At 71.2% G+C, this 12,634-nt stretch carries 9 protein-coding genes; 4 read left to right on the forward strand and 5 right to left on the reverse strand.

What is annotated here, in order from left to right:
• Positions 1–102 precede the first annotated feature (102 nt).
• Positions 103–1,113, reverse strand: a complete 1,011-nt coding sequence (locus tag FH610_RS12810; RefSeq protein WP_139574574.1) for a LacI family DNA-binding transcriptional regulator — start codon at positions 1,111–1,113, stop codon at positions 103–105.
• Between the two features lie 246 nt (positions 1,114–1,359).
• Between FH610_RS12810 and FH610_RS12815 the strand changes: the two genes are divergently transcribed.
• The 3 genes from FH610_RS12815 (at position 1,360) to FH610_RS12825 (ending at position 7,534) form a co-directional block, all read left to right on the forward strand.
• Positions 1,360–2,736, forward strand: a complete 1,377-nt coding sequence (locus FH610_RS12815; RefSeq protein ID WP_139574575.1) for a glycoside hydrolase family 5 protein — start codon at positions 1,360–1,362, stop codon at positions 2,734–2,736.
• A 22-nt stretch (positions 2,737–2,758) separates the two neighbouring features.
• Positions 2,759–5,791 carry an endo-1,4-beta-xylanase gene (locus FH610_RS12820; RefSeq protein WP_139574576.1) on the forward strand — a complete coding sequence of 1,011 codons (3,033 nt, stop codon included), beginning with the start codon at positions 2,759–2,761 and terminating at the stop codon, positions 5,789–5,791.
• Positions 5,792–5,968: 177 nt separating this feature from the next.
• Complete coding sequence (locus FH610_RS12825; protein WP_139574577.1) at positions 5,969–7,534, forward strand: glycoside hydrolase family 43 protein; 1,566 nt, start codon at positions 5,969–5,971, stop codon at positions 7,532–7,534.
• 12 nt (positions 7,535–7,546) lie between these two features.
• Here FH610_RS12825 and FH610_RS12830 read toward each other — a convergent pair whose 3' ends face one another.
• Positions 7,547–8,338: an SDR family NAD(P)-dependent oxidoreductase gene (locus FH610_RS12830; protein WP_139574578.1), complete on the reverse strand. Its 792-nt coding sequence runs from the start codon at positions 8,336–8,338 to the stop codon at positions 7,547–7,549.
• Positions 8,335–9,330: an AurF N-oxygenase family protein gene (locus tag FH610_RS12835; protein WP_139574579.1), complete on the reverse strand. Its 996-nt coding sequence runs from the start codon at positions 9,328–9,330 to the stop codon at positions 8,335–8,337. Before FH610_RS12835 ends, FH610_RS12830 begins: the two co-directional genes overlap by 4 nt.
• Positions 9,331–9,529: 199 nt before the next feature.
• Here FH610_RS12835 and FH610_RS12840 point away from each other — a divergent pair, with 199 nt between their 5' ends.
• Positions 9,530–10,762, forward strand: a complete 1,233-nt coding sequence (locus FH610_RS12840; RefSeq protein ID WP_161627991.1) for an NAD(P)/FAD-dependent oxidoreductase — start codon at positions 9,530–9,532, stop codon at positions 10,760–10,762.
• Here FH610_RS12840 and FH610_RS12845 read toward each other — a convergent pair.
• Both FH610_RS12845 and FH610_RS12850 read right to left on the reverse strand, forming a co-directional pair.
• Entirely contained in the window at positions 10,725–11,705 is a 981-nt protein-coding gene (locus tag FH610_RS12845; protein ID WP_139574581.1) for a phosphatidylserine/phosphatidylglycerophosphate/cardiolipin synthase family protein, read from the reverse strand. The two genes, FH610_RS12840 and FH610_RS12845, sit on opposite strands and share 38 nt — an antisense overlap.
• A 2-nt stretch (positions 11,706–11,707) precedes the next feature.
• Positions 11,708–12,634: an SCO2521 family protein gene (locus tag FH610_RS12850; protein ID WP_139574582.1), complete on the reverse strand. Its 927-nt coding sequence runs from the start codon at positions 12,632–12,634 to the stop codon at positions 11,708–11,710.

A 12,634-nucleotide genomic window follows, 5' to 3' on the forward strand; every position in this document is an offset into this window, starting at 1 on the left:
AACCCGGCGATATCCGCAGAAACCTTAGCGTGTTCGTCGGTCATCCCGCCCCCATTCGTCCAAGCGCTCCCATTTTGGACGATCATGGGACGAGCTCCGGTTTCACCGGGGCCGTGCGGTGCTCTCCCGGACCACCAGATCGGTGGACAGCTCGACGCGGCGCGCCTCGGTGTTCTCGCCCCGGCCCATGGCCAGCACCATCCGCGCGGCCAGCGCGGCCATCTCCTCCAGGGGCTGGCGCACGGTGGTCAGCGGCGGCCACGCGGACCGGGACAGCGGCAGGTCGTCGAAGCCGACCACGCTGAGGTCCTCGGGCACCCGCAGGCCCCGCTGCCGAGCCGCCTCGAACACGCCGAACGCCTGCATGTCGCTGCCGGCGAAGATGGCGGTCGGGGGGTTGTCCAGCGAGAGCAGCGCGTGACCGGCGTCGTGGCCCGAGTTGACCAGGAAGTCGCCGTAGCGAATGAGCTCGGGCTCGATGGACACCCCGGCGGTCTCCAGCGCGGCGCGGTAGCCGTCGATCCTGGCCCGGCTGCACAGCATGTCCGGCGGACCGCCGATCATGCCGATCCGGGTGTGACCGAGGTCGAGAAGGTGGCGCGTGGCCGCGAGGCCGCCGTGCCAGTTGGTCGCGCCGACCGACGCCACGCCGGGCGGCGGCTCGCCCTCGGGGTCGACGACGACGAACGGGATCGAACGGGCGCTGAGCTGGCCCTGCTGGCGCACCGAGAGCCGGGAGCTGACGATGATCACACCGTCCGTGCGCCGCGCCGCGATGCGCTCCAGCCAGTCACGGCCGGGGCCCGCGTGCGTGTGCAGCACGGAGATCACCACGCTCGCGGCGGCCTCGTGTGCCGCCTGCTCGGCCCCGCGCACCAGTTCCATGGCCCACGGGCTCTCGATCTCGGCGAACACCAGGTCCAGTAACCCGACCGGGCCGTCGCCCTGCCCCGTCCTGCGCTGGTATCCGTGCTTCTGGAGGAGGCGCTCCACCCGCTGACGGGTCTCCGGCGCGACCTCGGGACGGCCGTTGATCACCTTGGACACGGTCGGAACGGAGACTCCGGCCTCCTCCGCTATCTGGGCGATGGTCACCCGCCTCTTCACTGGCATGATGCAGATCGTAGCCGAAAGTTTCGGGAGACCTGAACCGGTTCCCCCTGATGAGACGCGTGACCGCCGTGATCATGCCTTGAGTGCCCTTGACGCTTAACCTTAGCTTTACTTATTCTCCGGACCACGAAACATTCGGCTGTTAGCCGAAACTTTCAGCGCGACTGTCGACAGCGGGTAGCGGAGGAGAAGGCGGGGCCGTCGCTCTCCGGCCACGCCGCCGGTTTCGAGGATTGAGGAGAATCTATGACGCTGCTGCGCGTGTCCGGATCCCGGCTGGTTGACGAGGCGGGCGACCCGGTGAGGCTGCGGGGTGTCGGCCTGGGCGGCTGGCTCAACATGGAGAACTTCATCACCGGTTACCCCGCCAACGAGTCCTCGATGCGCGCGGCGGTGCGGGAGGTGCTCGGCGAGGAACGTCACGAGATGTTCTTCGACCGCTTCCTGACCTCGTTCTTCACCGAGGCCGACGCCGACCTCCTGCGGGACATGGGCGTCAACTGCGTGCGGATCCCGGTGAACTACCACCACTTCGAGGCGGACGACCGGCCGATGGAGATCGTCGAGCGCGGCTTCCACCACCTCGACCGGGTCGTCGACATGCTGGGTGAGCGCGGCGTCTACAGCGTCATCGACCTGCACGCGCTCCCGGGGGCGCAGAACCAGCACTGGCACTCCGACAACCCCACCCACGTCGCCTCCTTCTGGGAGCACCGGCACTTCCAGGACCGGGCGGTTCACCTGTGGGAGGCGCTGGCCGACCACTACAAGGACAACCCGTGGGTGGCGGGCTACAACCCGATCAACGAGCCGGGCGACCCCGGCGGCCGGGTGGTCGGGCCCTTCTACGACCGTCTGGTCAAGGCGCTGCGCGCGGTGGACCCCGCCCACGTGCTGTTCCTCGACGGCAACACCTACTCCACCGACTTCTCGGTCTTCCACGAGGTCTACGAGAACACGGTGTTCGTCTGCCACGACTACGCGCTGGCCGGGTTCGCCCACGGCGGCCCCTACCCGGGCTTCACGAGGGGCGAGTGGTGCGACCGCGACGAGCTGGAGCGCGCCTTCGCCCGCCGCACCGCCTTCCAGCGGGAGACCGGCACGCCGATCTGGGTCGGCGAGTTCGGGCCCGTCTACACCGGCGACCCCTCCGTGGACGAGCAGCGCTACCAGATCCTGCGCGACCAGCTGGAGATCTTCGACGCGTACGAGGCCGGCTGGTCCATCTGGACCTACAAGGACGTCGGCCTGCAGGGCCTGGTCTGCGCGGGCGGGTCCTACATGGAGCGGTTCGGGCCGTTCATGGCGAAGAAGAAGCGGCTCGGCGCCGACCGATGGGGCTCGACGATGGAGGAGACGGCGAGCGAGCTCGCGCCGCTGCACCGGCTGATCGACACGGAGTTCCCTTCCTGGAACCCTTACCCGTGGGGCGCCCGCTACCAGACCGACGACCTCATCCGGCACATCCTCATCGCCCAGGCGCTGCTGCCCGAGTACGCCGAGCTGTTCCGCGGGCTGGACGACGACGAGCTGCTCGCGCTCGCCGACTCCTTCGCCCTGTCCACCTGCACGCGGCGCGAGCCCCTGATCCGGCTTCTCGCCGACAACCTGGCCACGCGCTAACGCGGCACGAGGAGACCCCCCGATGCGCAGCCTCCTTCACCGGGCGGCCGCGGCCGTACTGCGTTTGCTCGCAGTACGGCCCGCTGTCGCGGCCGTACTGTGCTTGTTCGTGGGACTGCCGGCGGTCGCGGCGAGTGCGACTCCCGCCGGCGCCGCTGCCGTGCAGGTCGCGAAGTACGACTTCGAAGACGGCACCACCCAGGGATGGGGGGCCAGAGGCGACGGGGTCGAGGTCGGCGCGACCTCCGACGCCGCGCACTCGGGGTCGCGCTCCCTGCTCACCTCCGGCCGCACCGCCACCTGGCACGGGGCGTCCATCGGCCCGCCCTTTCAGAAGGGCGTCACGTACCAGGTCACGGCGTACGCCCGGATGGTGAGCGGGGAGCCGTCGAGCACGATCGCGCTGACCGTGCAGCGCACACCCGACGGGGGCGACACCACCTACGAACGGGTGGCCGCCGCCACCGTGACCGACGGCGGCTGGGCCGAGCTGTCGGGCACCTACTCCTTCGGCGCCGACTCCACCGACGTGCAGCTCTACGCCGAGAGTTCCGAGGCCACCGCGAAGTACTACATCGACGACATCGTCATCACCTCGGACACCGACCCCGCGCGTTCGGGCCTGAGCACCGACTTCGAGACCGGCACCGCCCAGGGCTGGTCGCCGCGCGCCTCGGCGTCCCTGGCGGCCACGACCGACGCCGCGCACGGCGGCGCCCGCAGCCTCGCGGTGACCGGCCGCTCGGCCTCCTGGGACGGCCCGGCGATCAGCGTGCTCGGCAAGATGGCCAAGGGGTCGAAGTACACCCTGTCGGCCTGGGTGCGGCTCGGTCCGGACACGGCCTCGGGCAACCTCGGCCTGTCGATCGAGCGCCGGACGAACGGCACCCCCAGCTACGAGCGGGTGGCCGCGCCGAAGGCCGTCCCCGAGGGAGAGTGGGTGCAGCTGACCGGCACCTACACGCTCGCCTACGACGTGGACTTCCTCGGCGTCTACGTGGAGTCCGACGCCGGCACGTTCCCCTTCTACCTGGACGACTTCACGCTGACGTACGTCGAGCCCAAACCGATCCAGACGGACATCCCCGCGCTCAAGGACGAGGTGCCGTTCACCCTGGGGGCGGCCGTCGCCCGCGCCCAGACGCTCGGCGAGCACGGCGACCTGCTGCTCAAGCACTTCGGCGGGGTCACCCCCGGCAACGACCTCAAGTGGGACGCGACCGAGCCGCGCGAGGACGAGTTCACCTTCGCCGAGGGCGACTACCTGGTGAACTACGCCGTCCAGCACGGCCTGACCTTCCGCGGGCACACGCTCGCCTGGCACAGCCAGACGCCCGACTGGGTGTTCAAGGACGGCGACCGCGACCTCACCTCCTCGCCGGAGGACAAGGCGCTGCTGCTGAAGCGGCTGGAGAACCACGTGAAGACGCTGGTCGGCCGCTACAAGGGCACGATCGCGGTCTGGGACGTGGTCAACGAGGTGGTGGACGAGAACCAGCCCGACGGCCTGCGCCGGTCGAAGTGGTTCCAGATCACCGGCCTCGACTTTATTCGCACGGCCTTCCGCGTCGCGCACGAGACCGACCCGGCCGCCAAGCTGTTCATCAACGACTACAACACCGAGTTCCCGCGCAAGCGGCAGGCGCTGTACGACCTGGTGAAGAGGCTGAAGGCCGAGGGCGTGCCGATCGACGGTGTCGGCCACCAGCTCCACCTCAACATCGAGCAGCCGCCGGCGTCGGACGTCGAGGACACGATCTCGACGTTCGCCACGCTCGGGGTGGACCAGCAGATCACCGAGCTGGACGTGAGCGTCTACCCCGACTTCGTCTCCACGTACGACGAGGTGCCGGCCGAGGTGCTCGCCGAGCAGGGCTACCGCTACAAGGAGCTGTTCGACGTCTTCCGCAGGCACAAGACGCAACTCAGCTCGGTGACCGTGTGGGGCCTGGCCGACGACGCCACCTGGCTGTCGACCTTCCCGATCACCCGGCTGAACGCCCCGCTGCTCTTCGACGACGCGCTCCAGGCCAAGCCGGCCTACTGGGGCGTCGTGGACCCGGCGAAGCTGCCGCCGCTGGTGCGCAGGCTTGAGGCCCCCGCCGCGACCCCCGAGGTGGACGGCAGGCGCGACCTCGAATGGGACCTGCTGCCCGACACGTCGATCGCCCGCGTCGGTGACGTGTCGGCCGGGTTCCAGGCCCGCTCGTCGGCCAGGTGGCTGTACGTCCTGGCCGAGGTGCGCGACCCGAGCGACGACAGAAGCGACCGGGTCACGTTCACCGTGGGCGGCACGCCGTACGCCGTCCGGCGCGACGGCGGCCACCCGCGCGGCGTCGACGCGGCCGTGAGGAAGACGACCGGCGGCTACCGGGTGGAGGCGCGGCTGCCGATCGGAACCGACGTCGCCGTGGCGGTCACGGACGCCTCCGGCGGCTCGCAGACCTCCTGGACCGGAAAGCTCACGGCCACGCCCGCGGTGAAGCTGACCACCGCGCCGGGCCGCCGGCCGGTGGTCGACGGCGCCGTCGACCCGGCCTGGGCGGCGGCGCCGGAGATCCGCACCGCCACCTGGATCCAGGGCACGTCGGGGGCGACCGCGCGGGCCCGGGCCCTGTGGAGCGGCGACACGCTGTACCTGCTGGCGCAGGTCGCCGACCCCACGCTCAGCGAGCAGTCGGCCAACCCGTGGGAGCAGGACTCCGTCGAGTTCTTCGTGGACCCCGGCAACGGCAAGACCAGGGGCTACGGCGACGACGACGGTCAGTATCGGATCAGCTTCTCCGGGAGGACGTCGGTCGGAGGTCCGCTCGACCCCGCCGCCATCGCGGGCAACCTGAACGCCGCCGCCAAGGCCGTCCCCGGCGGCTACGTGATCGAGGCCGCCGTGAAGCTGCCCACGATCACGCTGCGGGACGGCACGCTGCTCGGCTTCGACGTCCAGGTCGACGACGCCACGGGCGCCGCCAGGACCAGCGCGGCGACCTGGAACGACGCCACCGGGCAGGGATACCGGGACACCAGCCACTGGGGCGTGCTGCGACTGCGGCGCTGACCTCACGTACTCAGTTCACACACTGATCTCCGGCACGGGATCGGACACCGGAGCCCGGCAGACGGGGCCTGGCGCAGGGAGGCCCCGCGCTGAAAGGCTCTGGCGCACCGTGCCGGTGCCGGACGGCCCGGTTCCCCGCATGGGGGACCGGGCCGGTCACGTTCGAGGAAGGGACAAATGATCGACGAAGTCGACGGGTGGGAGTACCGGAACCCCGTCATCCCCGGATTCCACCCCGACCCATCGGTGTGCCGGGTGGGCGAGGACTACTACCTGGTGACCTCCAGCTTCGAGTGGTTCCCAGGCGTGCCGATCTTCCACAGCCGCGACCTGGTCAACTGGCGGCAGCTCGGGCACGTGCTCGACCGCCCGTCCCAGCTCGACCTGGACGGCATGCGGCCCTCGGGCGGCGTCTACGCCGCCACCATCCGCCATCACGACGGCGTCTTCTACGTCATCACCACGCTGGTGGACGGGCCGGGCAACTTCATCGTCACCGCCACCGACCCCGCGGGCCCCTGGAGCGAACCCCGATGGCTGCCGGGAGCCCGCGGCATCGATCCCTCGCTGCTGTTCGACGAGGGCCGGGTCTGGCTCACCGGCACGAGGGAGAAGGACGCGGGCCGCTACCCCGGGGAGACCGAGGTCTACCTCCTGGAGCTCGACCCGGCCACGCTGGAGCCGTGCGGCGAGGAGCGGGTCGTCTGGGAGGCCGCCCAGCGGGGCGCCGTGTGGGCCGAGGGCCCCCACCTGTACCGGATCGGCGGCAGGTACTACCTGCTGACGTCGGAGGGCGGCACGTCGTACGACCACGCGGTCGTGGTCGCCAGGGCCGACCACGTCACCGGGCCGTACGAGCCGAACCCGCGCAACCCGATCCTCACCCACCGGCATCTGGGCCTCAACCACCCCATCGCCTGCACGGGCCACGCCGACCTGGTGGAGACCCCGGACGGCGAGTGGTGGATGGTGCTGCTGGCCACGCGCCCGTACGGCACTCCCGGCGACCTGGGCGCCGGCAACCTGAGAGGCGACAACCTGGGCAGGGAGACGTTCCTCACCCGGGTCTCCTGGGAGGACGGCTGGCCGGTCGCCGCGCAGGTCGCGCCCGTGGCCGCGGGACCGGCGCTGCCCGAGCACCGCTGGCCCGCCGTGCCCGCCTGCGACCACTTCGACGCCGACCGGCTCTCGCCTGTCTGGAACCACCTGCGCACCCCGCGCACGCCCTACTGGAGCCTGGGCGACAGCCGCCTGCGGCTGCGGCTGCGGCCGGAGACGCTGGCCCAGCGGGTCAACCCGAGCCTGGTCGCCCGCAGGCAGCAGCACATGGACTTCGCCGTCCACGCCGCGCTCGACTTCACGCCCGCGGCCGGGGAGTGCGCGGGTCTCGCGCTGGTGCAGGACGACGACCACCACGTGCTGCTCGTGCGGACCGCGCGCGGCCTCGAACTCGTCCGCAGGAAGGCGGGCGGCGACGACCTGCTCGCCTCCGTACGGGTGCCCGGCCAGCGGCGGCTCTACCTCGGAGTGGAGGCGCGCGGGCAGGCCTACCAGGCCAGGTACGCCGTCGCGCCGGGGGAGTGGACCGACCTCGGCGACCCGGTGGACGGCAGGATCCTCAGCAGCGCCGTGGCCGGCGGCTTCACCGGCGCCTACATCGGCATGTACGCCAGCTCCAACGGCCGCCCGAGCTCCAACGTCGCCGCGTTCGACTGGTTCGAGTACCTGCCGCTCGGCCCGTGATCCGGCCCTGACTCAGCGCATGATGCGGCGGAAGGCGGAGCCGGCCGCCCGCACCGCCAGGGCGGGCGAGAGCCGTACGGCCCGCCAGGTGGCGCGGGCGGACGCGGGCGCGACGATGAGCGCCTGGTTCCTGGCCACGCCGCGCAGCACGTCGCGGGCTAGCGACTCCACGGGATACAGGCGGCCCTGGGCCCGCACGGCCGTCGTGCGGGCGCGCAGCCCGATCTCGGTCTGCGGCAGCCCGGGGTTGGCGTTGTCGAGCAGCGGGGTGTCGGTGAACCCGGGGCAGACCACGCTGACCTTCACGCCGTGGACCGCCGCCTCGGCCCGCAGCGCGAGCGAGAGCCCGACGACGGCGTGCTTGGTCGCCGTGTAGGGCAGCATCATGGGCGCGGGGGTCAGCCCGGCCAGCGACGCGGTGTTCACGATGTGCCCGTAGCCCTGCTCGATCATGAGCGGGTACGCCGCGTGCACGCCGTGGACCACCCCGCGCAGGTTCACGTCGATCGTCCGGTTCCAGTGGTCGAGCGTGAACTCCTCGGCACGGCCGCCCACCGCGATGCCGGCGTTGTTGAACAGGAAGTCGAGCCGCCCGTGCTCGGCCGCCACGCCGGTGACCAGTTCCCGCACGGCCTGCGCGTCGGAGACGTCGCACACGACGCCCGCGCAGCCGAGATCCTTGGCGGCGTCCTCGGCCCCCCGGACGTCGGCGATCGTGACGTGGGCGCCGCGCCGTACGAGCTCGGCGGCGACGGCCCGCCCGATCCCCGACGCCCCGCCCGTGACGACGGCGGTCTTCCTCACGCGTTTCCCCTCGCCTGAGCCTTCGGCTCGTCCCAGATGCCCATCGCCCGCCACAAACGGCGGCTGATCGGGTTCATCATGCCCAGATCTGAGCAAAGCTCTCTCGTCCTGGACACCGAGTCACGGGTCTGCGCGGCCGTCTCGGGGTTGTCGAGGTAGACCTCGCGCACGACGTCGTCCGGGATCCGGAACGCCCTGATCATGGAGCCGGGCGGGGACAGCATGATCCGCGCCATGAGGCCGATGATCAGCGGCGTGAGCAGGCTCAGCGCGAAGCGCCGGTAGCGCGGCATGCGCGGCACCCGCCGGCGCAGGTAGTGGCGGGCGAAGGAGATGTGCCGCGCCTCCTCCGCCACGTGGATGCGCATGATGGTCTCCTCGAGCGGATGCCGGATGCGCCCGCTCTTGAGCGTCGTGCGCTGCACGTGGTCGATCGGGTCCTCGCCGCCCAGCACGAAGACGAAGAACAGCTCGGTGGAGATCAGCGGAATCCACGGCACCACCTGGGCGAGCAGGCTGAGCGGCCCGGGGATGCCGCGAATCGGGAGCTTCGTGCGGTTCACGAACTCCTGGAACATCATCCCGTGATGACCTTCTTCGATCATCTCGTGGTAGACGTACCGGAACTCGGGAGAGCCGTTCGGCAGCCGGTAGGCGTAGTTGAGCAGCCCGCGCTTGAGCAGGTTCTCGAACTGCAACCCGATCTTCATGGCGGTCGCGACCCGCCAGAGGCCGATGCGCGCCCTGACCTCCGGCGGCCGGCTCCGATACCAGGAATGGCCGCCCAGCCTGTCGGCCGGCGGCAGCTCCCAGCGCGGGTCGGTCTGGTCCACGTGGAACTCGGGGTCGTCCCAGGGGATGTCGACGTACGGCTCCCAGTGCTTGTCGACCGAGGCCTTCGACAGGCGTTCGATGACGGCCTCGTACGCGCTCCGGTCGGCGACGTGCTCGTCCTTTTCCCTGGTCGCGGTGGTCTTCGGCGCGGCGGACATGCGGCCCTCCCTTCCGGCGCCGCAATTGTACGACCCATCCAATAACTGGGGAAGAGGTCGCCGTGACGCGACTCGGCGGAATTCCCGGCCGGCAAGATTCCCGCGCGGTACAGTTCGGCGAGGTCACCCGTGTGTGACCTTCTTGAACGGCCCTCCCTCGCCTACTGTCGAAGCGAGGGGACGGCGAATTGGAGCCCGCGTGCCTGAGACCTGCGACGTCGTGATCATCGGTGGTGGCGTGATCGGCTGCGCGATCGCGCACAGGCTCGCCGCGCGCGGCACGAGCGTGGTGCTCGTGGACGCGGGGCAGCGTCTCGGGCTCGGCGCCTCCGACGGCGCGATGGGCGGCATCCTGACCCAGACGGAGCCCTCCTGCCTCGGCCCGCTGAGCAGCGTCATCAAGCGCAGCCGCGACGTCTACCCGCAGTGGCTTGAGGAGATCCGCGCCGCCTCCGGCGTCGAGGTCCCGGTGCTGGACGGCGGCGACATCCAGGTCGCGCTGGACGAGGCCGAGATGGAGCGCCTGGAGTCCAAGGTGCTGCCGCAGTGGAAGAACTCGCCGTTCGCCGTCGAGCGGCTGACGGCGGCCGACGCCAGAAATCTCGAACCGCTGCTGAGCGAGCGCGTCGTCGGCGGTTTCCTGCTGCCGGAGGAGCTCGCGCTCGACCCGCGGGTGCTCATGGCCGCCCTGACGACGGCCGTGCTGTCGGGGCGCACGCCGATCCGGGTGCTGAGCGCGGTGCGCGCCACCGGCCTGCGGACCGGGCCCCGCGGTGTCGAGGTGGACCTCCACGACGGCCGCCGGGTGTCGGCGGAGCAGGCCGTCGTCGCGGCTGGGCACCTGAGCGGGGTCTTCCTGCCCCGCCACCGCGCCCACCTGTTCCCCATCAAGGGCGTGGCCTTCGACGTCCGCCCACCCGGGGCCGTCACCTACCCGCTGCGCCACCACATCTTCGCGGAGATCAAACAGGACGGCCGGGAGTACTTCCCCTATCTCGTCCCCCGGCACGACGGCAGGGTGGCCGTCGGCGTCACCTACGAGGAGAACGTGGGGGACGTGACGGTGACCGCCGCGGCGATCGAGGAGATCCGGCGGGGCGTCGCCGCCCTCATGCCCAGGGCGGCCACCTGGCCCATCGGCCGGCGCTGGGCCGGACTGCGGCCGGGCAGCGCCGACCACATGCCCATCCTCGGCCACGTGGACGACCACGGCCGGGTCGTGGCGGCGACCGGCCACAGCGGCCTCGGCGTCACGCTCGCCCCCGTCACGGCGGAGCTGGTGGCGGCCCTGGTCGGCGGGACCGCCGGCGCCCGGGAGAGCGAACTGCTCGCCGTCTGCCGGCCCGACCGCCCCTTCCCGCCCGCGCCGGCCGCGCCTGCGCCGCCTGTCCCGCCTACGCCGCCGGTGTCGCCGCCTCCCACAGTTCGGTGAACCGTTCGGCCCGCTCCCGCACCCTCTCCTGATCCTGTACGAGGATCGTGCTGTGGATCACCGGGGCGATGCCGTCGCCGACCTGCGGGGCGGGGTTGGACTCGTAGTAGACGACCCCGTCGAACAGGATGAAGTCGGACAGCGAGCCGCGCAGCAGGGGCGGCGCGTCGGCGAGGAGGAGCGTGCGCACCTCGATCCCGACCGTGGTCTGCCACTTCCACACCCGGCGGAACGCCTCGGAGTCGAGCCGCTCGGAACGATCCACCACGAACACCCGGCGCACCCGCGCCCCACGCTGGACGAGGTCGCGCTGGAGCTTGACGTAGCGCTGCCCGAGGTCGGTGTGCCAGAAGCCGCCCTCGAACTCGGTGTCGCGGGCGTCCACGCTGGTCAGGCTGATCGCGTCGAGACTGACCCGGGCGTTGCGCGCGAGCGCGAGCAGCCAGTCGCGGTCCTCGCCCTCGTACAGCGCGTACCTGCCGTCGGACAGCTCGCCGAGGAACTTCGCCATCCGGGTGACCTCGTGGTGCACCAGGCTCTTGACGAGGTCGGGCATGTCGTCGCGGATCTTGGCGGCGTTCTGCACCAGCTCGGCCACCCCCCTGGTCTCCAGCGCGGACATCTCCACGACGCCGAACAGCTTGCTCGCCTCGTTGATCTTGGCAAAGCTGTCGGCCACCAGATTGTGGGTCTTCGTATGCTGCCTGCGCTGCTCCTGCAGCACGGTCTCGAGCTGGTCGTCCACGTCCGCGAGGAACTGCACGACGAAGACGACGCCACTGATGAACGTCGCGAGCAGCAGGCTCCACAGGTCCTCGTTCGGCACGCGGATGAGCGCGTTGCTCACGACGTAGCTCACGCCACCCACGAGCACCGTCACGAGGACCTTGCGCACGATCCTCGGGACGAGCGACGGGGAGGGCTCGGGTGCTGCTCCGGTCACGGTCACCTCCGTCCGGCTTCGGCGGTTGCGCTGAGCAGGGCCAGGGCGTTCATCGCGACCTGGTCGCGGACCCGGTCGACCAGGGAACGCCACTGCCGGGTGAACCCCGGCCGCCGCTCCAGGCTCTCCCAGAACGGCGTCAGCCACTCCTCGACCCGGGCTGCGGGCATCCACAGGTGCATGAGGTGGTCGATGGCGGGTGCCAGGCGGGCCGCGGCCTGGGCTCCCGGCGTCCCGCCGATCCGCGCCCGCTCGACGATGACCAGCAGCGACGTCAGCAGCCAGTCGTGCGTCGCCAGGTCCTCGCACAGGTCGACCACGGCGGGGGTGAACGGGCCGGGATGCGTCAGGCGCAGCGTCCGCTCCTGCTCGGTGTGCAGGGTGAACCGGATCGACGGCTCGCCGGTCTCCGCCACCCACCGCAGGCTCGTACGCGGGATCTTGAAGGGGGCCCGCCGGTCAAGCAGCGGGGACGCCTGGACGAGGTCGAGGAAGCGTCCGCTGACGGCCCCCAGGTTGAGGCAGCCGGGTGCGGAGTCGCCGGTGAACCCTTCGGCGAGGTCGGCCGCCTTCGCCTTTCCCAGGACCTCCACGACCCCCGGCCGGGCCAGGTAGTGCGACCAGGGCAGCCTGCGGTCGGCCTCCGAGCGCACCAGCCGGACGTACGACGATCCCTGGGCCACCCGGCCCCCGGTCACCGCGCAGCGGGATACCACCGTGCCGACGCCCCTGACCCGGGAACGGGACGCGGTGGGCAGCGCGCAGTCCACCCCGGTCAGTCGTTCGGGCGACAGCGCGTGGACGATGGGACGGCGGGAGACGCGCACCGTCTCCCCGGTCATGAGCCCGAGCACCTGACGGCACGTCGACTCGGAGATCTCCCCGGAGTTCTGCAGCAGCCCGGTGTGGACTTCCCCCATCACCAGCAT

Origin of the sequence: Microbispora catharanthi, from assembly GCF_006334915.2 — a bacterium.
In the GTDB taxonomy this organism is placed as follows: Bacteria; Actinomycetota; Actinomycetes; order Streptosporangiales; family Streptosporangiaceae; genus Microbispora; species Microbispora catharanthi.